Origin of the sequence: Nocardioides hankookensis (genome assembly GCF_042658885.1) — a bacterium.
Taxonomy (GTDB): domain Bacteria; phylum Actinomycetota; class Actinomycetes; order Propionibacteriales; family Nocardioidaceae; genus Nocardioides; species Nocardioides hankookensis.
On the sequence record NZ_JBHSRJ010000001.1, the window covers coordinates 549079 to 574816 of the forward strand.

27 protein-coding genes are annotated in these 25738 nt (G+C 72.3%); 13 read left to right on the plus strand and 14 right to left on the minus strand.

The genetic code is table 11. The features are described 5' to 3' along the window. Positions 1-9: 9 nt before the first annotated feature. Positions 10-1467, plus strand: a complete 1458-nt coding sequence (locus tag ACFPYL_RS02520; RefSeq protein WP_379149997.1) for an MDR family MFS transporter — start codon at positions 10-12, stop codon at positions 1465-1467. On the opposite strand, the gene ACFPYL_RS02525 is transcribed toward ACFPYL_RS02520, so the two are convergent. Further along, positions 1433-1753 carry an ArsR/SmtB family transcription factor gene (locus ACFPYL_RS02525; RefSeq protein ID WP_379149999.1) on the minus strand — a complete coding sequence of 107 codons (321 nt, stop codon included), beginning with the start codon at positions 1751-1753 and terminating at the stop codon, positions 1433-1435. The two genes, ACFPYL_RS02520 and ACFPYL_RS02525, sit on opposite strands and share 35 nt — an antisense overlap. 92 nt (positions 1754-1845) lie before the next feature. Here ACFPYL_RS02525 and ACFPYL_RS02530 point away from each other — a divergent pair, with 92 nt between their 5' ends. Then, on the plus strand, positions 1846-3087 hold the full coding sequence (locus tag ACFPYL_RS02530) for an MFS transporter (RefSeq protein ID WP_379150001.1): 1242 nt from the start codon (positions 1846-1848) through the stop codon (positions 3085-3087). Positions 3088-3103: 16 nt separating this feature from the next. Continuing rightward, positions 3104-3844 (plus strand): VIT1/CCC1 transporter family protein, encoded by a 741-nt coding sequence (locus tag ACFPYL_RS02535; RefSeq protein ID WP_379150003.1) that lies wholly within the window; start codon positions 3104-3106, stop codon positions 3842-3844. Positions 3845-3856: 12 nt separating this feature from the next. On the opposite strand, the gene ACFPYL_RS02540 is transcribed toward ACFPYL_RS02535, so the two are convergent. Then, the gene (locus ACFPYL_RS02540; protein WP_379150005.1) at positions 3857-4597 is read right to left on the minus strand and encodes a GTP pyrophosphokinase; all 741 of its coding nucleotides are present in this window, start codon (positions 4595-4597) and stop codon (positions 3857-3859) included. 93 nt (positions 4598-4690) lie between these two features. Here ACFPYL_RS02540 and ACFPYL_RS02545 point away from each other — a divergent pair, with 93 nt between their 5' ends. The 4 genes from ACFPYL_RS02545 to ACFPYL_RS02560 are packed head-to-tail and all read left to right on the plus strand — an operon-like array spanning position 4691 to position 7738. After that, the gene (locus ACFPYL_RS02545; RefSeq protein WP_379150007.1) at positions 4691-5833 is read left to right on the plus strand and encodes an NAD(P) transhydrogenase subunit alpha; all 1143 of its coding nucleotides are present in this window, start codon (positions 4691-4693) and stop codon (positions 5831-5833) included. Beyond that, entirely contained in the window at positions 5833-6147 is a 315-nt protein-coding gene (locus ACFPYL_RS02550) for an NAD(P) transhydrogenase subunit alpha (protein WP_379150009.1), read from the plus strand. The genes ACFPYL_RS02545 and ACFPYL_RS02550 overlap by 1 nt, the downstream gene beginning before the upstream one ends. Further along, positions 6147-7535 carry an NAD(P)(+) transhydrogenase (Re/Si-specific) subunit beta gene (locus tag ACFPYL_RS02555; protein WP_379150011.1) on the plus strand — a complete coding sequence of 463 codons (1389 nt, stop codon included), beginning with the start codon at positions 6147-6149 and terminating at the stop codon, positions 7533-7535. The genes ACFPYL_RS02550 and ACFPYL_RS02555 overlap by 1 nt, the downstream gene beginning before the upstream one ends. 29 nt (positions 7536-7564) lie before the next feature. After that, positions 7565-7738 (plus strand): hypothetical protein, encoded by a 174-nt coding sequence (locus ACFPYL_RS02560; RefSeq protein WP_379150013.1) that lies wholly within the window; start codon positions 7565-7567, stop codon positions 7736-7738. A 73-nt stretch (positions 7739-7811) separates the two neighbouring features. Here the strand turns inward: ACFPYL_RS02560 and ACFPYL_RS02565 are convergent, their stop codons facing one another. Both ACFPYL_RS02565 and upp read right to left on the minus strand, forming a co-directional pair. Continuing rightward, positions 7812-9443: a bifunctional 3'-5' exonuclease/DNA polymerase gene (locus tag ACFPYL_RS02565; RefSeq protein ID WP_379150158.1), complete on the minus strand. Its 1632-nt coding sequence runs from the start codon at positions 9441-9443 to the stop codon at positions 7812-7814. Then, complete coding sequence (gene upp / locus ACFPYL_RS02570) at positions 9440-10081, minus strand: uracil phosphoribosyltransferase (protein ID WP_379150015.1); 642 nt, start codon at positions 10079-10081, stop codon at positions 9440-9442. Before upp ends, ACFPYL_RS02565 begins: the two co-directional genes overlap by 4 nt. Positions 10082-10193: 112 nt before the next feature. Between upp and ACFPYL_RS02575 the strand changes: the two genes are divergently transcribed. Both ACFPYL_RS02575 and ACFPYL_RS02580 read left to right on the plus strand, forming a co-directional pair. Next, entirely contained in the window at positions 10194-10679 is a 486-nt protein-coding gene (locus ACFPYL_RS02575) for a tRNA adenosine deaminase-associated protein (protein WP_379150017.1), read from the plus strand. A 23-nt stretch (positions 10680-10702) separates the two neighbouring features. After that, positions 10703-11134, plus strand: a complete 432-nt coding sequence (locus ACFPYL_RS02580; RefSeq protein WP_379150019.1) for a nucleoside deaminase — start codon at positions 10703-10705, stop codon at positions 11132-11134. A gap of 97 nt (positions 11135-11231) precedes the next feature. Here ACFPYL_RS02580 and ACFPYL_RS02585 read toward each other — a convergent pair whose 3' ends face one another. Next, complete coding sequence (locus tag ACFPYL_RS02585; RefSeq protein WP_379150021.1) at positions 11232-11765, minus strand: cupin domain-containing protein; 534 nt, start codon at positions 11763-11765, stop codon at positions 11232-11234. 121 nt (positions 11766-11886) lie between these two features. Between ACFPYL_RS02585 and ACFPYL_RS02590 the strand changes: the two genes are divergently transcribed. Continuing rightward, the gene (locus ACFPYL_RS02590) at positions 11887-14184 is read left to right on the plus strand and encodes an alpha-L-rhamnosidase (protein ID WP_379150023.1); all 2298 of its coding nucleotides are present in this window, start codon (positions 11887-11889) and stop codon (positions 14182-14184) included. 137 nt (positions 14185-14321) lie between these two features. Here the strand turns inward: ACFPYL_RS02590 and ACFPYL_RS02595 are convergent, their stop codons facing one another. The 5 genes from ACFPYL_RS02595 to ACFPYL_RS02615 all read right to left on the minus strand — a co-directional run bounded on the left by ACFPYL_RS02595 (position 14322) and on the right by ACFPYL_RS02615 (position 20609). Next, positions 14322-15515 (minus strand): mannitol dehydrogenase family protein, encoded by a 1194-nt coding sequence (locus ACFPYL_RS02595; protein WP_379150025.1) that lies wholly within the window; start codon positions 15513-15515, stop codon positions 14322-14324. Next, positions 15512-16906: a glucuronate isomerase gene (gene uxaC, locus ACFPYL_RS02600; protein ID WP_379150027.1), complete on the minus strand. Its 1395-nt coding sequence runs from the start codon at positions 16904-16906 to the stop codon at positions 15512-15514. Before uxaC ends, ACFPYL_RS02595 begins: the two co-directional genes overlap by 4 nt. Positions 16907-16930: 24 nt before the next feature. Next, on the minus strand, positions 16931-18157 hold the full coding sequence (locus tag ACFPYL_RS02605) for a lactate racemase domain-containing protein (protein WP_379150029.1): 1227 nt from the start codon (positions 18155-18157) through the stop codon (positions 16931-16933). Positions 18158-18273: 116 nt separating this feature from the next. Further along, positions 18274-19683, minus strand: coding sequence for a glycoside hydrolase family 43 protein (locus tag ACFPYL_RS02610; protein ID WP_379150031.1), 1410 nt, complete (start codon positions 19681-19683; stop codon positions 18274-18276). Next, positions 19680-20609, minus strand: a complete 930-nt coding sequence (locus tag ACFPYL_RS02615) for an MBL fold metallo-hydrolase (RefSeq protein WP_379150033.1) — start codon at positions 20607-20609, stop codon at positions 19680-19682. The genes ACFPYL_RS02610 and ACFPYL_RS02615 overlap by 4 nt, the downstream gene beginning before the upstream one ends. A 120-nt stretch (positions 20610-20729) precedes the next feature. On the opposite strand from ACFPYL_RS02615, the gene ACFPYL_RS02620 reads away from it, so the two are divergent. Then, entirely contained in the window at positions 20730-21956 is a 1227-nt protein-coding gene (locus ACFPYL_RS02620; RefSeq protein WP_379150035.1) for a multidrug effflux MFS transporter, read from the plus strand. On the opposite strand, the gene ACFPYL_RS02625 is transcribed toward ACFPYL_RS02620, so the two are convergent. Further along, positions 21911-22816 (minus strand): LysR family transcriptional regulator, encoded by a 906-nt coding sequence (locus tag ACFPYL_RS02625; RefSeq protein ID WP_379150037.1) that lies wholly within the window; start codon positions 22814-22816, stop codon positions 21911-21913. The genes ACFPYL_RS02620 and ACFPYL_RS02625 overlap by 46 nt on opposite strands. 85 nt (positions 22817-22901) lie before the next feature. On the opposite strand from ACFPYL_RS02625, the gene ACFPYL_RS02630 reads away from it, so the two are divergent. Further along, positions 22902-23825 carry a LysR family transcriptional regulator gene (locus ACFPYL_RS02630; RefSeq protein WP_379150038.1) on the plus strand — a complete coding sequence of 308 codons (924 nt, stop codon included), beginning with the start codon at positions 22902-22904 and terminating at the stop codon, positions 23823-23825. Between the two features lie 130 nt (positions 23826-23955). Then, positions 23956-24900, plus strand: coding sequence for a hypothetical protein (locus ACFPYL_RS02635; protein WP_379150040.1), 945 nt, complete (start codon positions 23956-23958; stop codon positions 24898-24900). 32 nt (positions 24901-24932) lie between these two features. Here the strand turns inward: ACFPYL_RS02635 and ACFPYL_RS02640 are convergent, their stop codons facing one another. From ACFPYL_RS02640 to ACFPYL_RS02650, 3 genes are read right to left on the minus strand one after another with little or no spacing between them, the layout of a single operon-like run. Next, positions 24933-25307, minus strand: a complete 375-nt coding sequence (locus ACFPYL_RS02640; RefSeq protein WP_379150042.1) for a PH domain-containing protein — start codon at positions 25305-25307, stop codon at positions 24933-24935. Positions 25308-25356: 49 nt separating this feature from the next. Beyond that, the gene (locus ACFPYL_RS02645; protein WP_379150044.1) at positions 25357-25494 is read right to left on the minus strand and encodes a hypothetical protein; all 138 of its coding nucleotides are present in this window, start codon (positions 25492-25494) and stop codon (positions 25357-25359) included. After that, complete coding sequence (locus ACFPYL_RS02650) at positions 25491-25724, minus strand: hypervirulence associated TUDOR domain-containing protein (RefSeq protein WP_379150046.1); 234 nt, start codon at positions 25722-25724, stop codon at positions 25491-25493. Before ACFPYL_RS02650 ends, ACFPYL_RS02645 begins: the two co-directional genes overlap by 4 nt. Positions 25725-25738: the final 14 nt, after the last annotated feature.

The window sequence follows — 25738 nt, forward strand, 5'->3', positions numbered from 1 at the left end:
CCGCCTCATATGACCCAGACCGAGATCTCCCGCGCCAGCGTGGGGCTGCGCAGCGAGCGCGGCCCGATCCTGCTCGCGGTGATGCTGAGCCTCGGCCTGGTCGCGATCGACTCGACGATCCTCGCCACCGCCGTGCCGGCCGTCGTCGACGACCTCGGCGGGTTCACCCAGTTCCCGTGGCTGTTCTCGATCTACCTGCTCGCGCAGGCGGTGACGGTCCCGGTCTACGCGAAGCTCGCTGACCAGTACGGCCGCAAGCCGGTGATGCTCGCGGGGATCGGGCTCTTCGTGCTCGGCTCGCTGCTCTGCGGCCTCGCCTGGAGCATGGGCGCGCTGATCGCCTTCCGCGCCGTCCAGGGCCTCGGCGCCGGCGCGGTGCAGCCGATGAGCATGACGATCGTCGGTGACATCTACACGCTCGAGGAGCGCGCCAAGGTCCAGGGGTACGTCGCCTCCGTGTGGGCGCTGTCGGCCGTCATCGGTCCGACGCTCGGCGGAGTCTTCGCCGACTACGCGTCCTGGCGGTGGATCTTCCTGGTCAACCTGCCGCTGGGCCTGCTCGCGGCGTCCATGATCTGGCGCAACTTCGACGAGCGCGTCGAGCGCCGCCCGCACCGCATCGACTACGCCGGGTCCGTGCTGCTGACCGGTGGCGCGATCCTGCTGCTGCTCGGCCTGCTCGAGGGCGGCGTCCGCTGGGAGTGGGACTCGGTCACCAGCATCGTGCTCTTCGTCGTCGCCGCGGTGCTGCTGGCTGGCTTCGTGCTGGTCGAGCGCCGCGCGGTCGAGCCGGTGCTGCCGCTGTGGCTCTTCCGCCACCGGGTGGTGGTCGCGGCGATGGCGACCTCGCTGGTCGTCGGTGTGCTGATGATGGGCCTGACGACGTACATCCCGCTCTACGCGCAGAGCGTGCTCGGGTACGGCGCGGTCGTGTCCGGCTTCGCCCTGGCCGCCATGACGCTGGGCTGGCCGCTGGCGGCGTCCAACTCCGGGCGGCTCTACCTCACCATCGGGTTCCGGGCCACGATGCTGATCGGCGGCGCGATCGGTGCGATCGGCACCGCGCTGCTGCTGCTCATCGGGCCGGACAGCCCGTTCGTCCTGCTGGCGCTGCCGAGCTTCGTGATGGGTGTGGGCTTCGGGCTCATCGCGAGCCCGTCGATCGTCGCCGCCCAGAGCGCCGTGACGTGGCAGCACCGCGGGGTGGCGACCGGGTCGACGATGTTCGCCCGCTCCGTCGGCAGCGCGGTCGGCGTCGCCGTCTTCGGCGCGATCGTCAACCACGAGGTCGCGCAGCGCCTGGGCCGCGGCGTCCCCGACGTCTCGAGCCTGACCGCCGACGTCCTGCACCCGGCGATCCACGACGTCTTCATCGCCTCGGCCGTCATCGCCGTAGCGCTGCTCGCGGTCGGCATGCTGATGCCGCGGCGGATCAGCGAGCCGGAGACGACGCCAGGATCGAGCTGAGCACGCCCGGGTAGGCCGCCTCGACGTCGTCGAGGCGCAGCTCCTGGTGGGTCTGCCCGCCGATCACGCTGCGGTTCGTCACGCCCGCCTCGCGCAGGATCTTGAAGTGGTGGCTGGCCGTCGACTTCCCGACGCCGTCGTAGAGCTGGGCGCACGGCGCGGGGCCGCCCTCGGCGTGCATCCGGCGCACCATCTCGAGGCGCACGGGGTCGGAGACGGCGGCCAGCACCTCCTGGAGGCTGCCGACCGCAGCCTGCTCCTCGGCTCCGTCATCTCTGGGCGCCACGTGCTCCTCCTCACATCGGTTTGATCATCATCGAACCGAGTACTACGGTGAATCCGTTCGATCTACATCGAACTTACCACCAGGAGGACGAGATGAGCACGACCGTGACCGACCACACCACGGACCACACCACGGGCCAGCGCTGGGCCTACCCGCTGCTCATCGCGCTCCTCGCCGCCTCCATGGGCGTCTCGGGAGCGCCGGCTCCTCTCTACGGCCTCTACGAGCAGCGCTGGCACCTCGCGCCGATCACCACGACGCTGGTCTTCGCGGCGTACGCCGCCGCGGCGCTGGCCGCCGTCCTGATGGCCGGGCAGGCGTCCGACAAGTACGGTCGCAAGCCGCTCCTGCTCGGTGCCGCGGTCGGCATGATCGCCGGACTGGTCGTCTTCATGACCGCCGACGGCGTCGCCGCGCTCTTCGTGGCCCGGGTCCTGCACGGCGCCTCGGTCGGCACCGCGGTCGTCGTGGGAAGCGCCGCGCTGCTCGACCTGCGTCCCAGTCGTGGCGCCCGGACCGGCCACCTGACGGGGATCATGATCAACGCCGGGATCGCCGTGACGATCCTCGGTGCATCGCTGCTCGCGCAGTTCGCACCGCACCCCTACGTCGCGCCGTACGCCGCCGTCGCGGTCGTCATCCTGGCGATGCTGCTCGGCCTGCTGGCGATGGTCGAGCCGCACGCCGGCCGCACCGGTCGCTCGTCCGGGCCGCTGCGGCTCACCCGCCCGCACGTGCCGTCGGCCATCGCCGCGGACTTCCGGTTCGCCGTGCTGGGCGTGATGGCGGCCTGGTCGGTGCTCGGCGTCTACCTCTCGCTCTTCCCGACCTTCGCCGGCCAGTCGACCGGCGTGCACAGCCTGGTCTTCGGCGGCGCCGTGGTCGCCGCGATGGCGGGCTCGGCCGGGCTCAGCCAGGCCTTCGGGGGTCGTCTCGCCGCGAAGCGCGCCGCGGTCATCGGCGACTTCGGCACGGCCGCCGCGCTGGGCATCAGCGTCCTCGCCCTCGACAGCGGCCACGCCGGTCTGGTGGGCGCGGCCGCCGTCTTCATGGGCTTGTCCTTCGGGCTGGCGTTCGGCGGATCGCTGCGTCACCTCGGCAGCGTCGTGCCGGCGGACGTCCGCGGCCAGGTGATGTCGGCGTACTACGTGCTCGGCTACAGCGCGATGATCGTCCCGACTATCCTCGCCGGCTGGGCGGCCACGACCTGGGGCCTGGCCGCGATCTTCCCGTGGTTCTCGCTGGCCGTCGCGCTCGCCTGCGTCACGGCCGGGACCCTCGGCCTCGCCGGTCGCCAGCGCAGCCTTGCCTTGGTTGCGGGCAGCGCCTCCTGAGGTCTTGGATCTGGACGTGACCGCGAGTGAGCTCAGTGCCGACGTCCCGATCGGGCCGCACGAGGACGAGCCGCACCAGCTCGGCCTCAACAACCGGCTGAACTGGCTGCGCGCCGCCGTCCTCGGCGCCAACGACGGCATCGTCTCGACCGCCGGCATCGTGATCGGGGCGGTCGGCGCGACCAGCGACCGGTCGGCGATCGTGATCGCCGGCGTCGCCGGGCTCGCGGCCGGCGCGATGAGCATGGGCGCGGGGGAGTACGTCTCCGTCAGCACCCAGCGTGACTCCGAGCTCGCCCTGCTCGCCAAGGAGCGCCGCGAGCTGCGCGACGAGCCCGAGGAGGAGCTCGCCGAGCTCGCAGGGCTGTACGTCGAGAAGGGGCTGGACGAGCACCTGGCGATGGAGGTCGCGGTCGCACTCACGAAGAAGGACGCCCTGGCAGCACACGCCGAGGCGGAGCTGGGGATCGACCCCGACGACATCTCCAACCCGTGGAACGCCGCCCTCGCCTCGACCGTCTCCTTCACGATCGGTGCCCTGCTGCCGCTGCTCACGATGACGCTGGCCTCGCCCGACATCCGGCTCTGGCTCACGGTCGTGGCCGTCGTGATCGCGCTCGCGCTCACCGGCTGGACCAGTGCGAAGTTCGGCTACAGCAGCCCGCGCCGCGCGGTGCTCCGCAACGTGGTCGGCGGCCTCTTCGCCATGGCCGTCACGTTCGCCATCGGGTCGGCGCTCGGCACCCAGATCGGGTAGTGCTGCCGGGCATCAGCTCGCGTTGTCGGGCTGAGCACCGATCCGTCGCAGGGCGGCGAGCAGCGAGGCGTCGGGCGAGGCGGACGGGATCCCGTCGATGACCTCGACCGGCAGCGGGTCGAGGCCGCGGACCTCCTCGTGGAGGGACTGCATGTTCTGGTCGAGTGCGTACGCCGTCTCGGCCGCGTCGCGCAGGCCGGCGAGCAGCTCGGCGGGCACGTCGCGGCGGTACTTGTAGTAGATCTTGTGCTCGAGGCTGGCCCAGAAGTCCATGGCGATGGTGCGGAACTGCACCTCCACCCGCACCGGCCGGGTGCCCTCCGAGAGGAAGACCGGCACCTCGACCAGCGCGTGCAGGCTGCGGTAGCCGTTGGGCTTCGGCTTGATGATGTAGTCGCGCACCTCGACGATCCGGACGTCGGTCTGGTGGGCGAGGACGTCGAAGACCCGGTAGACGTCCGAGGTGAAGCTGCACACGACCCGGACGCCGGCGATGTCGACGACCCGCTCGCGCACCTCGTCGAAGGACGGGTGGTCCTCGAGGACGAGCCCCTTGCGCTGGATCTTCTCCAGCAGGCTCTCGGGCGACTTCAGCCGCGACGAGACGCTCTCGATCGGGTTGTAGTCGTGCAGGTGGGTGAACTCGTCGCGCAGGATGTTGAGCTTGGTGACGACCTCGTCCATCCCGAACCGGTGCTCGAGCATGAACCGTCGGAAGTCCTCGTCGGGAGGCGGCTGAGGCGTCGCGGTCACCCCTCCACCGTACGGAGTGGTCGGAGCGGGTCGTGAGCGTGTCACCGGTCACATCCCTGTTCGTCGTCGGCGATCTGGCCTAGGTTGCGACGGGTGAAGATCGCGGTGGCGAGAGAGACCCGTGCGGGCGAGATGCGCGTGGCGATGGTGCCCGAGCTCGTGGCGAAGCTGACCGGGCTCGGCTACGAGGTGGCCGTCGAGCCCGGCGCCGGACGGCACGCCCTGATCGCCGACGAGGAGTACGCCGAGGCCGGGGCGGTCCTCGACGACGGTGCCCTCGACGGCGCCGACGCGGTGGTGTCGGTGCAGCCGCTGGCGACCGACCGGATCGGCGCGCTGAAGGCCGGCGCCGCGACGATCTCGTTCCTGCCGACAGGTCAGGAGCCAGAGGTGGTGGCGGCCCTGAGGGACGCGCGCGTCACGTCGTTCGCCATGGAGCTGGTGCCGCGGATCTCGCGGGCGCAGTCGATGGACGCCCTGTCGTCGCAGGCGCTGGTGTCCGGCTACCGCTGCGCGATCGTGGCGGCCGGCATGCTGCGCCGCTTCTTCCCCCTGAACATGACCGCCGCCGGCACCGTCCCGCCCGCGCAGGTCGTCGTCCTCGGTGCCGGCGTCGCCGGCCTCCAGGCCATCGCGACCGCCAAGCGGCTCGGTGCCGTCGTCAAGGCGTACGACGTGCGCGCGGCCGCCGCGGAGGAGATCCGCTCGATGGGCGCGCAGGCGATCGACCTCGAGCTCGACACCCTCGAGGGCGCGGGTGGCTACGCCCGCGAGATGACCGAGGAGCGGGCCGCCCTCCAGATGGAGCGGCTGACGCCGTACATCGCGGACGCGGACGCGCTGATCACCACCGCCGCCGTACCCGGGCGGAAGGCGCCGCTGCTGGTCACCAGCGCGATGGTCGAGCAGATGAGCCCGGGCTCGGTCGTCGTCGACCTGGCCGCCGAGACCGGCGGCAACGTCGAGGGCGCCGTCGCGGGCGAGACGGTGCGGATCGGCAACGCCCAGGTCTGGGGCGGACAGAACGTGCCGTCGCAGATGCCCGGGCCGGCGTCGCGGCTCTACGCGCAGAACATCGTCAACATCGTCACCCTGATGACGCGGGCCGCGACGGACGAGGAGGCAGGGGCCTTCGCCCCCGACTTCGAGGACGAGATCGTCACCGGCTCGTGCGTCACCCACGACGGCGCGATCCACCACGAACCCACCCGAGCGGCACTGGAAGGGGCGAGCTGATGGACGAGGCAGTCGTCTGGCTGACGATCTTCATCCTGAGCGTCTTCGTCGGCATCGAGGTGATCGCGAAGGTCTCCTCGACGCTGCACACGCCGCTGATGTCGGGCGCCAACGCGATCCACGGCATCATCCTGCTCGGCGCGATCCTGGTGACGGGCTCGACCGACAGCACCGTCGCCCTCGTGGTCGGGCTGGTCGCGATCGTGCTGGCCGCGGTCAACATGGTCGGCGGCTTCGTGGTGACCGACCGGATGCTCCAGATGTTCGTGCGCAAGAAGCCGAAGGCCCCTGCTGCTGACGGGAAGGCCAACTGATGCCGACCTGGGTGCAGCTCGTCTACCTGGCCTGCGCGGTCTGCTTCATCCTCGCGCTGAAGGGTCTCTCCGGTCCGAAGACCGCCCGCGCGGGCAACCTTCTCGGTGCGGGTGCCGCGGTGGTCGCGGTCGTGGTGCCGTTCATCTACCTCGACCTGGACCACGTCGGCCTGATCGTCGCCGCGATCGCCGTCGGCACCGTGATCGGCGTGGTCGGTGCCCAGCGGGTGCAGATGACGCAGATGCCCCAGATGGTGGCGCTCTTCAACGGCGTCGGCGGTGGCGCGGCCGCGCTGGTCGCGCTGCTCGAGCTCGACGAGATGGTCCCGCACGCCGGTAGTGGGGGCGACATCAGCTGGTTCACGCTGGCCGCGACGGCGTTCACGATCTTCGTCGGCTCGGTCTCCTTCGCCGGCTCGATCGTCACCTTCGCCAAGCTCCAGGAGCTGATGACCTCCCGCCCGGTCGTGTTCCCGGGGCTGCCGGTCGTCTTCGGGCTCGCCGGCATCGCCGCGGTCGTGCTCGGTGTCCTGACGGTGACCGGTCCGTCGGTCTTCATCGGCATCGACCTCGCGGTCGTCGGTCTGGTCGTCGGCCTGCTGCTCGTGCTGCCGGTCGGCGGCGCCGACGTACCGATCGTGATCTCGCTGCTCAACGCGTTCACCGGCCTGACCGTGGCGGCGAGCGGCTACGTGCTGTCCAACGTCGTGCTGCTCGTCGCGGGCACGCTCGTGGGCGCGTCCGGCACCTACCTGACGATGCTGATGGCCAAGGCCATGGGCCGCTCCGTCTCCAACATCCTCTTCGGGGCGCTCAAGGGCGGCTCGACGCTCGGTGCCGGCGAGGCCTCCGACCGCCCGGTGCGGTCCGCCGGGCCCGAGGACGTCGCGATCCTGCTGGGGTACGCCGACCGCGTGATCATCGTGCCCGGCTACGGCCTCGCGGTCGCGCAGGCCCAGCACACGCTGCGCGAGCTCGTCGACGTGCTCAGCTCGCGCGGGGCGCAGATCGACTACGCGATCCACCCGGTCGCCGGCCGGATGCCCGGCCACATGAACGTGCTGCTCGCCGAGGCCCAGGTGCCCTACGAGCAGCTCATCGAGATGGACGAGATCAACGGCGAGTTCAAGAACACCGACGTCGTCCTCGTCGTCGGCGCCAACGACGTCGTCAACCCCGCCGCCAAGACCACGCCGGGTGCCCCGATCTACGGCATGCCAATCCTCAACGCCGACGAGGCCAAGCAGATCGTCTTCATGAAGCGCTCCATGCGCCCCGGCTTCGCCGGCATCGAGAACGAGCTGCTCTTCGACCCGAAGACGACGCTGCTCTTCGGCGACGCCAAGGACTCGCTCGGCAAGCTCCTCAACGCCGTCAAGGCGCTGTAACGACTGACCGCCTGGATCGTTGACCCGACATGACAGATGACGACGACGAGCGCTTCGGCCGCCCCGACGGGCACCGCTACGACGCGCCCGAGTCCGACGACAGCCGGGTCAGCAAGGAGTGGGTCTACGCCGTCCTCGGCATCCTGGTCCTGGTCCTCATGGTGCTGATCGCCACCGGCACGGTGCAGATCTTCCCCGGCTGACGCGCGGCCCGGCCCACGACGTCATACGACCTGGTCGCCGGGGCAGCCATCGCGTATGACGTCCCCGTGGGCGTCAGTGCTTGCCCGCGTCGGCGTACGACGTGACGACCGAGGTGTTGAGCGGGAAGTCGATGGTGAGGTCGCGGAAGAGCAGCCCCGAGGCCGTGGCCGCGGCGGCGGTCGCCTGCTCGACCACCGCGTCGGCCAGCCCGGCCGGCGTGTGCACGACGACCTCGTCGTGGAGGAAGAAGACCAGGTGCGGGCGGGCGTCGAGCGGGCCGTCGGAGCCCAGCCGCCAGAGCCGGTTGCGCAGCTCGGCGATCCAGCACAGCGCCCACTCGGCGCCGGTGCCCTGCACGACGAAGTTGCGGGTGAAGCGGCCGTACGCGCGGCGGTAGCGCGCCTGGCTGTCCGGGTCGGCCGGGCCGTCGTCGGGATCGGTGTCCCACGCCTCGCCGAGACCCGGTGCGCCGCGGCCGAGCAGGGTGCGCACCACCTGGCCGCGCTCGCCGGCGCGGGCCGCCTCCTCGACGAGCCCGAACGCCGCGGGGTAGCGCCGGGTCAGCCCGGCCACCATCCGGCCGCTCTCGCCGCTGGTGGCGCCGTACATCGCGCCGAGCAGGCCGAGCTTGGCGTCCTTGCGGCTCGCCACGGCGCCGGCGTCGACCATGCCCTGGTAGAGGTCGGCGCCGCGCGCTGCCTGCGCCAGTGCGGTGTCGCCGCTCATCCCGGCGAGCACGCGCGGCTCGAGCTGCGCGACGTCGGCGACCACCAGCATCCATCCCTCGTCGGCCACGGCCGCCGGTCGGACCTGGGCGGGGAAGGACAGTGCGCCGCCGCCGTTGGACGACCAGCGGCCCGTGGTCGAGCCCGCCGGTTGGTACGACGGCCGGAACCGGCCGCCGCTGACCCACTGGTCGATCCACACCCAGCCGTTGGTCGAGAAGAGGTGGGCGAGCTGCTTGTAGCGCAGCAGCGGCACGATGCCGGGGTGGTCGAGCACCCGGAGCGACGACGCCCGGGTGTCCGAGACCTCCAGCCCGGCCCGGCGCAGCGCCGCGAGCAGCTCGGGACGCGAGTCGGGGTTGAGACCGGGTGCGTCGAACGCCGTGCGCACCTCGCCGGCCAGCGCCTCGAGCCCCGACGGGCGAGCGCCCCGCGGCGGTCGGGGCCCGAGCAGGTCGGTCAGCAGCCGCTCGTGGATGTCGACGCGCCACGGCACGCCGGCGTACGTCATCTCCGCGGCGACCAGCGCTCCGGACGACTCCGCCGCGAGCAGCAGCCCGAGCCGTCCGGCCTCCGGCGACGCCGCCACCGCCGCCAGCTGGCGGGCGTCCTCGAGATCGGCGCGCAGGTGCTCGGCGGTGTCGTCCGCCGAGAAGAGGACGGGGTCCGAGGGCACCACCGGGCCGAGCCGGTCCCAGTACGCCGACTGCTCGCCTACCAGCAGCTCCCGGTCCACGGCCGGGGCACGTCGCAGCAGGTGGTGGCCGAGCCGCAGGTCGTGGCAGCGCTCGACCCGCACCCCGGCGGCGAGCAGGGTCGGGTACCACCGCGCGGTGTCGTCCCAGACCCAGCGCGGTCCGTCCGCGTCGCGCTCGCGGACGTACGCCGGCAGGTCGGCGATCCCGAGCGTCAGCTCGCTCCCGCCGTCGGTGACCAGCGCGCGGTCACCCGGCAGGCGCGACAGCGAGATCCGGCTCAGCCGACCACGCCGTACAGCCGGTCGCCCGCGTCGCCGAGGCCCGGGACGATGTAGCCCTTCTCGTTGAGCCGCTCGTCCATCGCGGCCGTGACGACCGTGACGGGGACGTCGAGGCCCTCGAGCTCCTGCTCCAGGCGGGCGCAGCCCTCGGGCGCGGCCAGCAGGCAGACGGCGGTGATGTGGTCGGCGCCGCGGTCGGTGAGGAACTTGATCGCCGCGGCCAGGGTGCCGCCGGTGGCGAGCATCGGGTCGACGACGTAGCACTGGCGCCCGGACAGGTCCTCCGGCAGTCGCTCGGCGTACGTCGAGGCCTCGAGCGTGTCCTCGTTGCGGACCATCCCGAGGAAGCCGACCTCGGCCGTCGGCAGCAGCCGCATCATCCCGTCGAGCATGCCGAGACCCGCACGCAGGATCGGCACCACGAGCGGGCGCGGGTGGGCGAGCTTGGTGCCGGTCGTCGGCGCGACCGGCGTGACGATGTCGACCGGCTCGACGCGGACGTCGCGGGTGGCCTCGTAGGCGAGCAGCGTCACCAGCTCGTCGGCCAGGCTCCGGAAGGTCGGGGAGTCGGTCTTCTCGTTGCGCAGCACCGTGAGCTTGTGGGCAACGAGCGGGTGGTCGACGACGTGGGTGCGCATGGCTGAACACTAATGGGCTTGCAGGGAAAGGGGGTTGGCCCCACCCGTGCGGTCTGACACTCTGGAAGACCCGAACGGGGAGCACGGCCGGCACACGGAGCGGAGGAGTGCGATGACCGACGAGATCGAGGGTGTCGACTTCGCCCTGGCCGCCTTCCGCGAGGAGGGCGTGTGGACCGTCGCCGAGCTCGCGCACGACGTCATCGAGGACGTCGACCGGCTCTCCCACGCGCTGCGCCGCTTCCCCGGTGACGGCGGCGCCGTCGGCCTGGTCGCGATGGACGAGGACTTCTTCGTGATCGTGCGCGTGGCCGGCTCCACCACCCGCGTGCTGCTCTCCGACATCACCGCCGCCGACGAGTGGGAGCTCGCCAGCTCGGCCGTGTCGTTCCTCGGCCTCCCGCCGCCCGAGGACGAGGACGAGCAGAGCCCGGCCGGCGACCTCGACCTGCTCGGCGACCTCGGCATGCACGCCATGGACATGGGCGTGCTGCTCGACGACGTCGACCTCTACCCCGACGAGATGCTCAGCGACGTGGCCCGCAAGCTCGGCTTCGGCGAGCTCTTCGACGACGCGATCGGTCTCACCTCCGCGTGAACGCTGACCGGTGGGACGGCCCGATGACGGCCGCCCTCGACGAAGCGCGCGCCGCCCTCGCGACCGGCGACGTCCCGATCGGCGCGGTTGTCCTCGCGCCAGACGGTACGACGGTCGGCCGCGGCCGCAACGTCCGCGAGGCCGACCACGACCCGACCGGGCACGCCGAGGTGGTCGCCCTCCGCGAGGCCGCCGCCGCCCGGGGGGAGTGGCGCCTCGACGGGCACACCCTCGTCGTCACCCTCGAGCCCTGCACGATGTGCGCCGGCGCTGCCGTGCTCGCGCGCGTGGAGCGCGTGGTCTTCGGGGCCTGGGACCCCAAGGCCGGCGCCGTCGGCAGCCTGTGGGACGTCGTCCGCGACCGGCGCCTCAACCACCGGCCCGAGGTGGTGTCCGGGGTCCGCGCCGACGAGTCGGCCGCGCTGCTCGAGGGCTTCTTCAGCCAGCACCGCTGAGGGTGGTTTCGAGGCTCAGGCCTGGCGGCCTTCGCACCTCAACCACCGACACGGTGGTTGAGGTGCGAGCGGAGCGAGCCTCGAAACCACCGTCCCCCTAGTCCCGCGGACCCCCGTGCATCAGGCCTTCCAGACCACCGGGCAGGGTGGCGACGAGCTCGTCGGAGAACTCGCCGTCGACCAGCACGAAGACCACGCGCGCCGTCTCGGTGCCCCGGTTGGCCCACGCGTGGTCGGTGCCGCGCTGGACGACGACGTCGCCGGCGCGCAGGGTCACCTCGGAGTCGTCGAGCACCAGGGTGATCTCGCCCGAGAGCACGATGCCGTAGTCGACGGACGCCGTACGGTGCACCGGCGACTGCAGCCCGCGCTCGTCGAGGAAGCCCGGGGCGAACTCGTTGATCCGGATCTTGGTGCCGCGCGGCGGCGGGGGTACGGCGAGGGTGCGCTCGGTCGGCTCCGACGGCTCGACGGCGGCGATCCGGGTCGGTGCGCCCTCGGTGCTCCAGACCTCGTGGAAGGCGACTCCGTCGTCGGGGAGCTGCCGGCTGACCGGCACCGGGCCGTCGCTGAGAACGACCGAGACGCCGTCGGGGGTGTGGCCGGTGACGACGCGGCGCGGTGCTGTCATGCCGACGAGTCAACGACAGCGGCCACCCCGCGGCAATGGCTGCGGTGATCGCGCGGCCGGATGGCTGGCATCGACACCAGCCACCTTCCGGACCCCACCTGCTTCCCGTTGACTCAGCGATGTGACTGCCACCACTGACTGGACAGCCGCCTGGATCTCCCCGACGGACGACCCCGGCCCCGCAGGACGCCGCCCGGCGTACCGGCTCCGCGGCGAGCTGGTCCTCGACCGTCCCGTCGTTGCCGCGCAGTTGCGCGCCACCGCGCACGGCATCTACGAGCTCGAGCTCGACGGCGTCCGGGTCGGCTCGGACGAGCTGACCCCCGGCTTCACGGAGTACGCGCACCGCACCCAGGTGCAGACCTACGACGTCGGCCACCTGCTCGCCGAGGGGCCGCACGTGATCGACGCGCTGCTGGCCGACGGCTGGTACCGCGGCCAGGTCGGCATCCTGCGCGCAACCGACCAGTGGGGCACGGAGACCGCCTTCCTCGCCGAGCTCCACCTCGAGCACGAGGACGGCAGCACCACCGCCGTCGGCACCGACGCGACCTGGCGCTGGTCGCGCTCGCACATCCTCGAGGCAGACCTGATCGAGGGCCAGCGTGAGGACCGGCGGCTCGTCGGCGTCGAGCCGGACTGGCAGCCGGTGCAGGTCGGCGAGCGCGGGTACGACGCACTGGTCACCTCACCCGCGCCGCCGGTGCGCGCCGTCGAGGAGATCCGCCCGATCTCGGTGACGGTGCTGCGGCCCGGCGTCCACGTGGTCGATCTCGGCCAGAACATCAACGGCCGCGTGCGGCTCGGCGACCTCGGGCCCGAGGGCACCGAGATCACGCTGACCCACGGCGAGGCGCTCGGCCCCGACGGTGACGTGACGATCGAGCACCTGCGCCCGGCGATGCCGTTCCTGCCCGAGCCGCTGAGCGCCGGCCAGGTCGACAGCGTCGTCTCGGCCGGCCTGCCCGGCGATGTCTTCGAGCCGCGCTTCACCACCCACGGCTTCCGCTACGTGCGGATCGAGGGCCACCCCGGCCCGCTGCGCCCGGGGGACGTCACCGGCGTCGTGGTGCACACCGACCTGGAGGTCCGCGGCTCCTTCTCCTGTGACGTCGAGCGGCTCGACCGTCTGCACGAGGCGGCGGTGTGGAGCTTCCGCGGCAACGCCTGCGACATCCCCACCGACTGCCCGACCCGCGAGCGCGCCGGCTGGACCGGCGACTGGCAGCTCTACGTGCCGACCGCGTCGTACCTCTACGACGTCCAGGGCTTCTCCACCAAGTGGCTGCGCGACGTCGCGGCCGGGCAGTGGGAGGACGGCACGATCACCGGGATGGCGCCGATGCCGGTCGCCGAGATGACCGGCTTCCTGCGCACCACCAACGGCTCGGCCGGCTGGGGCGACGCGTCCGTACTGGTGCCCTGGGAGCTCTTCCAGGAGTACGGCGACGTCGCGGTCCTCGAGGAGCTCTGGCCGACGATGGTCGCCTGGCTGGGCCGTGCCGAGAGGATGGCCTCGCAGGACCGGCACCCGGACCGGGTCGCGGCGCACGCCGTGCCTCTGCCTCACGAGCAGTACCTCTGGGACACCGGCTTCCACTGGGGCGAGTGGCTCGAGCCCGGCGGCGAGCCGCAGGACTTCCCGGCCTTCATCGCCGCCGACAAGTCCGACGTCGCGACCGCCTTCTACGCCTGGTCGACCCGGCACGCCGCCGCGATCGCGCGAGTGCTCGGCAAGGACGCCGAGGCGGAGCGGTACGCCGCCCTGAGCGACCACGTCGTCGACGCGTGGCGCACCGAGTTCATCGACGCCGGCGGGCACGTGCAACCGCACACGCAGGCCAACCTGGTGCGCGCGCTGCGCTTCGGGCTGGTGCCCGACGACCTGCGTCAGCTGGCCGCCGACGACCTGGTCGCGCTGGTGCGCAAGGCGGACACCCACCTCGGCACCGGCTTCCTCGCGACCCCCGACCTGCTGCCGGTGCTCGCCGACCACGGCCACCTCGACGTCGCCTACGAGCTGCTGCTCCAGGACACCGAGCCCTCCTGGCTCGCGATGATCGACCGTGGCGCCACCACCGTCTGGGAGCGCTGGGAGGGCATCGACGACGACGGCGTGCCGCACGAGTCGCTCAACCACTACTCGAAGGGCGCGGTCATCTCGTTCCTGCACCGGTACGTCGCCGGCCTGCAGCGCACCGAGCCCACCTGGCGCCGCTTCCGGGTCGCGCCGCGTCCGGGCGGCGGCATCACCCGCGCCTCCACCGAGCACCTCACCCCGCACGGCACCGCCGCCGTCGCCTGGCAGCAGGGCCGCACCTTCGCGATGACCGTCACCGTCCCGCCCGGCTGCACCGCCGACGTCGTCCTCCCCGACGGCACGACGTACGAGAAGGGCCCCGGCACCCACACGTTCTGAGGGGCGGTGGTTTCGAGGCTCGCTCCGCTCGCACCTCAACCACCGACATGGCTCGCTCCGCTCGCACCTCAACCACCGACATGGCTCGCTCCGCTCGCACCTCAACCCCCGTCACGGTGGTTGAGGTGCGAGGCGCGCTAGCGCCGAGCCTCGAAACCACCAGCCGCCAGGGCGACCGCGGCGTCCCGCAGCTCGGCGTCGTCGCGCAGGTCGGGCGCGACCAGGTCGAGCGCCCGGTCGATCGCAACCTCCGCCGGGCCTGGCGTGTGGTGCGGGGCCCAAGCGGCGAGCACCCGGGTCGAGCCGGTCGGCAGCCGTCCCGCGGCCCGCTCCGCACGCAGGCTGGGCAGGATCCGGGCGGGGATCTTCTGCGGCCCGTCCATCGCGATCTGCGTCAGCAGGTGCCGGATCGCGGGGTTGGCGAAGCGCTCCAGCAGCGCGGCCCGGTAGGCACGTGTTTCCGCAGGGTCCTGGGGGAGCCGTCGCGACGCCTCGTCCCACCACTCCTCGACCCAGCCGTGCAGGACGGGGTCGCCGATCGCCTGCTCGACCGTCTCGTGGCCACGCAGGAGCCCGGCGTACGCCAGCAGCGAGTGGGCGCCGTTGAGCAGCCAGAGCTTGCGCTGCTCGTACGGCGCGACGTCGTCCACGAACGTCGCGTCCCAGGCCGGGCGGCCGGCCGGGAAGGCGCCGCTCAGGACCCACTCGGAGTAGGGCTCGGTGACGACCGGTGCGAGGTCGTCGAAGCCCGTCGCCTCCCGCACCTCGGCACGGTCGGCGTCGGTCGTCGCCGGCGTGATCCGGTCGACCATCGTCGTCACGAAGTCCACGTGGTCGTCGATCCAGGACGCGAGCCCCGGCTCGGTCGCGAGCTCGCGGACCGCCGCGCGCAGCACCTCGCCGTTGTGCGGGAGGTTGTCGCACGGGACCAGCGACAGCGCGCCCGTGCCGGCCGCACGTCGCGCCGCCAGTCCCGCGACCAGCCGGGCCGGCGCGCCGGCCGGGTCCGTGCCGTAGCCCGCCTCGGTCACCGTGATGGTGACGACCGCGACCTCCGGCCGCGAGAGGTGGTGGAGCCAGGCCTCCTGCTCCGACGCCGCGTGGACCGCGGCCAGGCTGCCGATCCGCTCGTACGTCGGACCGTCCGGGGCGCGCGTGACCAGCGTGTAGGCGCAGTCCTGCGCCCGCAGCCTCTCGGCGAGGGTCGCGCTCCGGCCGGTGAACGCGGCGATCCCCCAGTCGTCGGCGTCGGGGGCGCGGTCGGTGTACCACGCCTGGTGGGCGCGGAAGAAGGCACCGAGACCGAGGTGCACCGCGCGGACCGGCCTCACAGCTTGAAGGCCCGGCGTGGGCTGTCCACGAGGTCCCGGATCGTCTCGTGCGCCTCGTCCTCCGCGAGCCGGTGCTCGACGACCAGCTGCGCGAGGTAGCCGGCGTCGAGACGACGCGCCATGTCGTGCCGGGCCGGGATCGAGCAGAAGGCCCGGGTGTCGTCGACGAAGCCCGACAGCTTGCTGAAGCCGACCGTCTCCGTCACCGCCGACCGCCAGCGCCGGATCGCGTCGGGGGCGTCGAGGAACCACCACGGGGCGCCGACGTACACGCTCGGGTAGAAGCCGGCCAGCGGCGCGATCTCCCGCGAGAAGACGGTCTCGTCGACCGTGAAGAGCACGAGGTGCAGGTCGGGGTGCAGCCCGTAGCGCTCCAGCAGCGGCCGGAGCGCGTCGGTGTACTCCATCGCGAGCGGCAGGTCGTGGCCCTGGTCCGGCCCGAACCTGTCGAGCGTCGGAGTGTGGTGGTTGCGGCGGATCCCGGGGTGCAGCGTCATCACCAGGCCGTCCTCGGTGGACATCCGCGCCATCTCGAGCAGCAGGTGCCGGCGGTACGCCGTGGCCTCGGCGGCCGTCGCCGTGCCGTCGTACGCCGCGCGGTGGATCCGCTCGGCCTCGGCGTCGTCCAGCGGCTCGCAGCGCAGGTCGACGTGGCTGTGGTCGGCGGAGGTGCCGCCGTGGGCGACGAAGTGCGCGCGGCGCTGCTCGAGGGCGGAGACGAAGCCGGCGTAGGTGGCGGGCTCGTCGGCGATGCCGTCCACGGCCGCCCGCCACCCGGGCTGTGCCGGCTCGAGGTAGCGGTCCGGCCGGAAGGTCGGCAGCACCCGTCCCGCGAAGGTCGGGTCGGCGGCCAGCGCCGCGTGGGCGGCGAGGTCGTCGGCGGGGTCGTCGGTGGTCGCGAGCACCTCGATGCCGAACCGGTCGAAGAGCGCGCGCGGCCGGAACTCCGGCTGCTCCAGGCATGCGGCCACCTGGTCGTAGGTCGCGTCGGCGGTGGCCTCGCTCGGCCGCTCGGTGATGCCGAAGATCTCGACGAGCTCGGCCTCGAACCAGGAGGCGACCGGCGTCCCGCGGAAGAGCGGCCAGTGCGTGCAGAGGGTGCGCCAGACCTCGCGCGACTGGTCGGCCGTCGGCTCGTCGACCCCGACACCGAGCCGCTCCAGCCCGACGCCGTTGGCGTGCAGCAGCCGCTTCACGTAGTGGTCAGGTGTGACCAGCAGGCTGGCCGGGTCGCGGAACGGCTGGTCGTCGAGCAGCAGCGACGCCTCGACGTGGCCGTGCGGCGACAGGATCGGCAGGGTGCGGACCGCGTCGTACAGCTGCCGGGCGATCGCCCGGGTGGCCGGGTCCGCGGGCAGCAGCCGGTCGGGGTGGAGCTCGAGGGCGGGCACGTGCTCAGTGTGCCCGCACCCAGGTCACCGCAGCCTGAAGAGCACCTCGCCCGCCTGCGGCACGACCAGCGTGTCCGGGTCCGCCTCGAGGGCAGCCAGGTCGACGTCAGCGGGATCGAGGTGGTCGAGGTTGGCCGCTCGTACGACGTCCTCGGGGATGCCGGTCGCCAGCGTGACGGTGACGCGCAGCCGCTCGCCGTGCTCGGCGTCGTAGGTGCCGGCGCCGCGGAGGTGGGTCGAGTGCGCGAGCACGCCCCAGTGCAGGTGGGAGAAGCGGTCCCACTGGGCGGTGAAGTAGTCGCGGCAGTGGTAGCCGATCTCCTCGATCTCCGGGTGCATCGCGGAGATCTCGGTGATGTGCGGTGCGTAGAGGATCACCTGGCCGCCGTCGGCCACCACGGGCTCGACCTTGTAGAAGCCCTTCGCGGCGGTCCACATGTCGTCGTACTTCTCCGGCACCAGCGAGACGACCCGTCGCACCGGTCGATCGAGGTGGCGGACGTGCACCTGCGCGGAGACGTCGGCGCAGGCCGCCCACGCCTCCTGGGGGTCGCCGAAGGCCATCGCCTGCAGGGTGCCGGTGCCCGACGTGACGACCAGGCCGAGGGCGTGCCGCTCGGCGGGCACCATCGCGGCGGCCTCGTCGATCAGCGCGCGCACGGGAGTGGTGCCGCGGGTGCCGATGATCTCGGCGCTGGAGATCAGCGCGCCGAGCCAGTGGGAGAGGTCGATGACCTCCGGGCCGGCGACGCCGGGGAAGAAGTACTTGTTGCCGCCCGAGAAGCCGACCACCTCGTGCGGGAAGACCGGCCCGACCACGATGACCACGTCGCTCTCGACGACGAGGCGGTTGATCCGCACGTCGACGGCCTGCTCCAGCCTGCCCTCGGAGAGCTGCTTCACGCGCTCGGACGAGATGGTGCCGAGCGAGACGAAGGTGTCGGGGTCCCACCAGGCGTGGTTGACCACGTCGAGGCCCGGGTACGCCGCGCCGACGTGCGCCTCGAGCTGATCGTCGGTCATCGCCGCGTGGGTGCCGAGCGCGACGAGCGCCGTCATCGCGCTCGCCCGTCCCGCGAGTGCCGCGTGCAGCTCGCGCACCAGCAGCGGCAGCGGGCAGCTGCGGGTCGCGTCCGGGATGACCAGGCAGACCCGCTTGCCGGCCACGTCGAGCCCGTCGATCGCGGTGCGCACGAAGTCGGCGACCTGCTCGTCCTCGAGCTCGGCGCCGGGCCCACCGATGACTGTCACGCGGTCAACTCTGCCACCGCGCTGGGTGGTTTCGAGGCTCGCTCCGCTCGCACCTCAACCACCGGATCGGTGGTTGAGGTGCGAGGCGCGCTAGCGCCGAGCCTCGAAACCTCCGACTACCGACCGTCGTACTCGATCCCACTGAACGCGACCGTGCCGTCGGCGGCGTAGAGCCCCAGGACCCGGCCGGTGAAGGACTTGGCGACCTCGAAGCTCCAGTAGCGGCCGTCCACCTCGGCGAGCACCTGCCGGACGTCGTCGACCGACGCCCAGAGGCGGATCGTGCCACCACCGACGTCGCCGTCGCGGAAGTCGCGCGATGCCCTCTCGAGGTCCAGGCCGAGCCGCAGCTCGCCCGGGCCGACCTCGGCCGTCCAGGCGCGCGAGAAGCCGGCGAGGGCAGCGGTGGCAGTGACCGTGCTGCCGGACGCGTCGACGGTGAGGAAGTGCTGCTCGTCGTGTCGCGCGGCCACGCCGCCGGTGCCGGCAGAGGCATCGACGACGGCGGAGAAGGTTGCGCCGAGCTGGGCCTGCCTGCGTCCGACGAACCACGGCCGCGGGTCGTCCATCCCACGCCCGTCGGCGGTGATCGAGACGCTGCCGTCCACGGGGACGCCGACCTCCTCCGGCACGCGGCGTACGGCGATCCAGTCGATGCCGGGGTCGGACGCGGGCACGTCGCGCAGCGTCGCGGTCGGCCAGCCGTCCACCCACTCGACGTCGGCCAGGAACGTCTCCCGACCCAAGGGCGAGAAGGCCTGCGCCAGCCCGACCGGACGGACGCCGAGCAGCACCATCGCGTCGCCGTCGTCGGTGGTCACGAGGTCGGCGTGGCCGACGTTCTGCACCGGGTTGCCGGTGCTGCGGGCGCTGATGACCGGGTTGTCCGGCGAGCTCTCGAACGGCCCGTCCGGCGACGTGCTCCGGGCGACCGTCACGGCGTGACCGCGGTCGGTGCCGCCTTCGGCGGCCAGCAGGTACCACCAGTCACCGCGCCGGTAGAGGTGCGGGCCCTCGGGTGCGTAGAGCCCGCTGCCCGCCCACACCGGCGTCACCGGACCGAGCGCCTCGCCTGTCGCCAGGTCGACGCGCACCTGCTGGAGCTCGCGTGGGAAGTCGGCGAAGGTGACGTACGCCGCGCCGTCGTCGTCCCAGGCGAGGTCCGGGTCGATGCCGGTCACGGCGGGGACGGTCACGCCGTCGCTCCACGGCCCGGCCGGGTCGGTGGCCGTGTAGACCACGCAGCCACGGCCGCCCATCATGATCGTGACGATCACGTGGAAGACGCCGTCACGGTGCCGGATCGTCGGCGCCCACACGCCTCCCGGCGTCGGCACGTCCTCCAGCTCGGCCTGCGCCGGCCGGGTGATGACGTGCCCGACGAGCTCCCACGCGAGCAGGTCGGTGCTGCGGTAGACGGGCAGGCCGGGCAGGTACTCGAACGTCGACGTCACCAGGTAGTAGGCGTCGCCGACGCGCACGATGCTCGGGTCCGGGTTGAACCCGCTCAGGAGCGGTCCACTCATGCGTGGCTGACGATCGGTCCGCCGTTGAGGGCGACCATCTCGGGCCACAGGTGGGGGATGTTGAGCGGGTGGCCGGCGTCGTAGTCGGTGGTCTCGGCGTAGGCGCGGTGCAGGTTGCACACGACCCGCTCGCTCTCGGGCCAGGCAGCGTACGGGCTGTCCTGCAGGGCCTTCTGCGCCGCCTCGAGCGGCGTCAGCCCCGCGGCATAGGACTCCGTCGCGATGGCGGCGATCCAGTCGACGTACTGCTCCTGGCGGTCCAGCAGCTCAGCGACCTCCTCGCCGCGGCGTACCGGCCCGTGACCGGGTAGCAGCACCTCGGGCGCCAGCGCACGCATCCGCTGCGTCGCCTCCTTGAAGCCCGTCATCGAGCCGTCGAGGAAGATCGGGTGCCCGCCGGCGAAGGCGAGGTCGCCGGCGAAGAGCGCCCTCTGCTCCGGCAGCCAGACGCCGATGTCGTGGGAGGTGTGCGCCGGGCCGAGGACCCTCAGCTCGACCGACCGGTCCGCCAGGTGCAGGGTGACGTCGCTGTCGACGGTCACGTCGGGCGGGCGGACGACCAGGTCGCCGTAGTCGGCGGGCAGCTCCTTCGTCGCGGCCAGGCCGGCGCGCAGGACACCCTCGCGGCAGAGGTGGTGGCCGATGATCGTGGTCGTCGGCGGCAGGAAGCCGTTGCCGTAGGTGTGGTCGGGGTGGCTGTGCGTGTTGACCGCGAGCCGGGGCCCGCCTCCGGACACCTTCTCCACCTCGGCGAGCAGCGCGCGGTTGCGCTTCTCGGTCGACGTGGTGTCGACCAGCACGGCGTCACCGGACCCGTCGACGACCACCCCGCAGTTGTTCACCATCCAGCCGCCGTCGGGCTGCACGAAGGCGTGGACGCCCGGAGCCATCTCCTCGAGGTACGACGCGCCGTCTTCCCAATTCATGACAGCAAGTCAGCCTCACGGTGACGGCCGCCACAAGGGCCGCGGGCATCACCACCGCCGATCACTGGCATCCGCGATCGGCCCGTTCCGGCCGCCGTACGCCGCTGGGAGTCTCCAGTGGTGTCGACATCCGTGCGCTGGCCGACGCTGATCGTGCTCGCGTCGCTGGCCGCGGTCGCGCCGGTGTCGACCGACCTCTACCTGCCGGGCTTCCCCGAGCTCGGCGACGACCTCGGCGTACCGGCGAGTGCGGTGCAGCTGACGCTGACCGCCTTCCTGATCGGCCTCGCGGTGGGGCAGCTGGTGATGGGTCCCCTGTCCGACCGCTACGGGCGTCGGACGCCGCTCGTCGTCTCGGCCACCGTCTGCGTCGCCGCGGGTGTGGTCTGCGCGCTGGCGCCGAGCCTCGCGGTGCTGGTCGCCGGACGGTTCGTCCAGGGTGTCGCCGGGGCCGGCGGGATGGTGATCGGCCGCGCGATCATCGCCGACCTCGTCACCGGACGCGCCGCCGCGAAGGCGTTCACGCTGATGCTCACGATCGGCGGTGTGGCCCCGGTGCTGGCGCCGCTCGTGGGCGGACTGCTCGCCGACCCGCTCGGCTGGCGCGGCCTGCTCTGGGTCGTCGCCGGCCTGTGTGCGGCGGTGCTCGTCGGCGTGGTCCTGGTGCTCCCCGAGACGCACCCGCCGACCGCGCGGACGGCCGGCGCCACGTCGTACGCCGACGGTCTGCGCGCCGTGGCCCGAAGTCGCGGCTACTGGCCGCCCGTGGCGGTGCTGGCGCTGTCGTTCGCGATGATGATGGCCTACATCTCGGCCTCGCCGTTCGTCTACCAGGACGTCGTCGGCCTCTCGGCGGTCGCGTACGGCGTCGCGTTCGGCGTCAACGCGGTCGGGCTGATCTCGGCGGGCTGGGTGTCGGCCCGGCTGGTGGAGCGGTTCGAGCCGCGTCGCATCGTGGGAGCCTGCATCGGCGTCCAGGTGGCCGCGACGCTGGGCTTCGTCATGCTGGCGGCGGTCGGTGCGCCGACCTGGCTGCTGCCGGTCCCGATCTTCGTCGCCGTGACGACCAACGGCGGCGTGATGGGCAACTCCGCGGCGGCCGCGATGTCGCACGTGCGGGAGGTGGCCGGGTCCGGCAGCGCCGTGCTCGGGTTCAGCCAGTTCACCCTCGGCGCTGTCGTCTCGCCGCTGGTGGGGCTCGGCGGCGAGGACTCGGCCCTCGTGCCCGCGATCGTGATGGCCACCGCGTCGGTGCTCGCCCTCACGGCGAGCCGGGTCGGGCTGCGGGCGCAGCCGCTGCCTCAGGTGGTGGCGAGCTCGTCCTCGACGGAGACGGCGACGTCGTAGAGCAGGCGGCGCAGCCAGACGACGGCCGGCTCGTTCTCGCGCCGGAGGTGCCAGTGCGCGGCCTCCGTGATCTGTACCGAGTCGAGGTCGGTCGCCGCGATCTCGAGGTCGAGGATGTCGAGGCAGCGCCGGGCCAGGCGGGCCGGCACGAACGCGCACATCTCCGTGCCGCTGACCGCGAACGGCAGCGTCAGCAGGCTGGTCACCTGCACGAGCACGGTGCGGTCGACGATGCCGCGCGTCTCCATCTCGACCTCGAGCGGACGCTTCTTCTCGCCGGCCGCGCCGAACTCCGCCACCGCGTGCGGCATCTCGCGGAGGTCGCCGAGGGTGAGCGCGCCGTCCTTCAGTCGCTCGTTGCCGCGCGCGACCACGCAGACCAGGTGGTCGGTGAAGACGGGCTGCTTGCGCCCCGGGAACTCGAAGCCCATCGGTCCGATGATCAGGTCGCGCCGCATCAGCTGGGTCTCGAACAGGCTCGGCCCGACGTCCAGCGTGTCCAGGGCGACCGAGCACTTCGGCGCCTGCTCGGCGACCAGCCGGGTGAGCGGCTCGGCGAGCACCGTCATGGCGTACTCCGACATGCTCACCGCGAAGCGCCGGTTGCTCGACGCCGGGTCGAACTCCCGCTGGTTGCCCAGCAACGCCTCGGCCGCCTCGATCGCCTCGGCGACCTCGGGCCGCAGCTGCTCGGCCAGCGGCGACAGCTCGAACCCGCGCCCGACGCGCACCAGCAGCTCGTCGTCGAAGTGCTTGCGCAACCGCGCCAGTGCCCCGCTCATGGCCGGCTGGCTCATCGTCATCCGCTCACCGGCGTGCGTGAGGTTGCGCTCCTCGAGCAGAGCGTGGAGCGAAAGCAACAGGTTGGCATCAACCTCCCGCAACCGCTCCCTCACCTCACAGACTGTAGTGGCAGAGTGACCGCCGACACACGAGAGGAGTGACATGACGCTGGGCGGTACCGACCTCAACCTGCTCCTCTCCCTCAAGGTCCTCCTCGAGGAGGGCAACGTCACCAGGGCCGGCCAGCGCCTCGAGCTCAGCCAGCCCGCGATGAGCGCCTCCCTGGCCCGTCTGCGCCGGCGCTTCGACGACGAGCTCCTGGTCCGCGCGGGCCGCGACTACGAGCTCACGCCCTTCGCCCGCGACCTGCTGCCGGAGGTCCAGCACGCCGTACGCCTGCTCGGCCGGGCGCTGCACCTCGAGGACGAGTTCGACCCGGCCACCAGCCACCGGGTCTTCCGGATGGCGATGAGCGACTACGCGATCGCGGTGCTGCACGAGCCGCTGGTCCGGCTGCTCCGCACCACCGCCCCCGGCGTACGCCTCACCATCGAGAACCTCGGCCCCGAGTCCCGTACGTCGGAGCGCGTGCTGCTCGAGATCGACGCCCTCGTCGCGCCGCTCGGCTTCGGCTTCCAGGGCGACTCGCGGCCGCTCTGGAAGGACCGGATGGTGCTCATCGCGGACCGCCACAACTCCCGCCTCCGCGACGGCACGCTGACGATCCAGGACCTCGCCGAGCTCCCGCACGCCGTACCCAGCTTCGGTCCCGGCGTCCTCACCCCCGTCGACCGGGTCTTCGGCGAGATCGGCGTCGACCGCCACATCGCGCTCCAGGTCTCCGGCTTCCTGCCGCTGCCGTTCGTGATCGCCGGCACCGACCTCGTGGCGATGATCCCCCAGAAGCTCGCCCACCTCCACGCCCGGCCCGCCGGCCCGCTGGTCGTGGTCGAGCCGCCGTTCGACGAGGTCATCCTCGCCGAGGGCTACTGGTTCGCCCCCGACCGGCTCTCCGACCCCGCCCACCGGTGGCTCTTCGACCGGCTCGACGAGCTGGCTGCGGAGCTGGCCGGCCGCGTCGACTGACACAGCAGGCAGCGTCGGGCACCGAGATCGGATGTCTGGTGTGTCATCCGGCGACGGCGGCCGACCGCCGTCCGCCGTCCGACCTCCGCGGGGCTGGCGGAACCGGGGTCGGCCGGAGGATGGTGGGGGCATGTCTCGGAGCACCTCCCGAGGTGGTGGTGACGGTCGGCCGGTTCCGCGGTGGCTGGTCGCGATGCTCTTCGTCGCGACGATGTCGGCGCCGGGGTGCACTGCCTCCGACGGGTCGTCGGGCCCGGGCGAGCCAGCGCCGACCGAGGCAGGCGGAAGCGGCGACGCGCTCGCGGAGCCCGCGGAGACGACGGCGTACCCGCCCGAGGCATGTCGTAGGACGCAGCGCCGCCAGGCGGACCGGCTCTGGCTCGACGCGGCGGCGAAGGACGTCACCAGCTCGGTGACAGGTGACTCCGAGCCGGCTCGGAGCCACGTGCGGAGACGTGTCGAGCATGCCGGAGCCACGATCCAGCGAGCATGCGGCGAGACGCCGGCGTCGTTCCGACGGTTCCGGGACACGGTCGAGGCGGAGCTCGCGGCGCCCCGGTTCGGTGACCGGCAGGTCGACTCCGTGCTGCGCGCGTGGGTGCGGTGGGGACGGGCGGTGGATGCGACGAAGCGGCCGCTCGAGGCCGTCGACCGTCTCCGCCGGTGTCGGACCGACTTCCTGCCCCGGGTCGACGTCAGCTACCGCATCTGGTGGAAGTGGACCGACACCGGCAAGGCGTGGTGGATCACGATGACGATCGACAACCGCACCGGCGAGGTCCTGAGCGGCGACATGGGAGGCGAGGCGATCGCCACGCGGGTGTTGCCCGACCCGTTCGGCTGGGAGCCCGGACCTCGGCCCGGTTCCGGCCGTGCGCGGGAGAGGCTGCAGTGGGGAGGGTCGTCAGCCGACGTCCTGGAGGTGCCGCCCGGCGTCCTCCGCAGGTACGTCGCCCCCGACGCCGACGTCGACGTCCACACCACCGCCGACGGCAGTCTGCGCGTCACCGACTTCGACGTCGGGCTCGGTACCGGCAAGGGTGGGTGCTCGTTCCCCGTCAGCGAGGACCTCTGAGTCGGACGACCCCAGAGGACCACTCGGCGTGGCTACTTCAGGACCGCCCAGGCAATCAGCGAGTCGAGGCGTCGTACGTCGGCGCCCTTGCCGAGCTTGATCTTGATGTGCCCGGCGCGCGTCCACATCTCGAGCTCCGCGTTGTGGTCGAGCACCCCGCCTGCGTTCTCCGAGGACCACATGTTGATCGAGCTGTACGGCAGGGAGTAGATCTCGACCTTCTTGCCGGTCATCCCCTGGGCGTCGCGGACGATGAGTCGTCTGGTCGTGAAGATCGCACTGTCGCGGAAGGTCTTGAACGCCGCGACCGGCGTCTCTCCTTGAACCATCAGGGCCGTGACATCGGGCGGGATCGGGATCTCCTGCATGAACGTCCACGCCGTGATCGTGGCTGTCTCCATAGGCATACCGGCACAGTAGCCAGCCTCGGCCGCGGAGAACGCCGTACGCCAGTACTCAGCGGCGCGCGGCCTGCCGCTGCTTGATCTTGTCGGCGGCGGCGCGGAGCCGCGCCTGGTTCTCGGGCTTGCGCGCCTCCTGGAAGACCTTCTTGCCGATGCCGTAGAGCGCGGCCAACCTGATCAGCTTCCTCATGACGACCCGGTACCCGTTGAGCCTCGGACATGCGTCAGTGCGGACGGCTTGTGCACCGCTGTGCCGCCGCTCTTGTCGCTGCGCACGAGGTACTGCGGCTCCTCCTCGCTCGCCCGCACCGTGCGTCCGGCCGCCTCGGTGTCCTCGGTGATCCTGCGTTCGACGGTGCCCTCGGCCGTGCCGCCGTGGCTCTGCCAGGTCACCTTGTCGCCCTTCTGGAACTCGGTCACGGTTCCCGCCTCTC

Coding starts and splice junctions, on each gene's coding strand:
- ACFPYL_RS02520 (WP_379149997.1), top strand. CDS start 10: ATGACCCAGACCGAGATCTCCCGCGCCAGCGTGGGGCTGCGCAGCGAG.
- ACFPYL_RS02530 (WP_379150001.1), top strand. CDS start 1,846: ATGAGCACGACCGTGACCGACCACACCACGGACCACACCACGGGCCAG.
- ACFPYL_RS02550 (WP_379150009.1), top strand. CDS start 5,833: ATGGACGAGGCAGTCGTCTGGCTGACGATCTTCATCCTGAGCGTCTTC.
- ACFPYL_RS02555 (WP_379150011.1), top strand. CDS start 6,147: ATGCCGACCTGGGTGCAGCTCGTCTACCTGGCCTGCGCGGTCTGCTTC.
- ACFPYL_RS02560 (WP_379150013.1), top strand. CDS start 7,565: ATGACAGATGACGACGACGAGCGCTTCGGCCGCCCCGACGGGCACCGC.
- upp (WP_379150015.1), bottom strand. CDS start 10,081: ATGCGCACCCACGTCGTCGACCACCCGCTCGTTGCCCACAAGCTCACG.
- ACFPYL_RS02575 (WP_379150017.1), top strand. CDS start 10,194: ATGACCGACGAGATCGAGGGTGTCGACTTCGCCCTGGCCGCCTTCCGC.
- ACFPYL_RS02580 (WP_379150019.1), top strand. CDS start 10,703: ATGACGGCCGCCCTCGACGAAGCGCGCGCCGCCCTCGCGACCGGCGAC.
- ACFPYL_RS02585 (WP_379150021.1), bottom strand. CDS start 11,765: ATGACAGCACCGCGCCGCGTCGTCACCGGCCACACCCCCGACGGCGTC.
- ACFPYL_RS02610 (WP_379150031.1), bottom strand. CDS start 19,683: ATGAGTGGACCGCTCCTGAGCGGGTTCAACCCGGACCCGAGCATCGTG.
- ACFPYL_RS02615 (WP_379150033.1), bottom strand. CDS start 20,609: ATGAATTGGGAAGACGGCGCGTCGTACCTCGAGGAGATGGCTCCGGGC.
- ACFPYL_RS02630 (WP_379150038.1), top strand. CDS start 22,902: ATGACGCTGGGCGGTACCGACCTCAACCTGCTCCTCTCCCTCAAGGTC.
- ACFPYL_RS02635 (WP_379150040.1), top strand. CDS start 23,956: ATGTCTCGGAGCACCTCCCGAGGTGGTGGTGACGGTCGGCCGGTTCCG.
- ACFPYL_RS02640 (WP_379150042.1), bottom strand. CDS start 25,307: ATGCCTATGGAGACAGCCACGATCACGGCGTGGACGTTCATGCAGGAG.
- ACFPYL_RS02645 (WP_379150044.1), bottom strand. CDS start 25,494: ATGAGGAAGCTGATCAGGTTGGCCGCGCTCTACGGCATCGGCAAGAAG.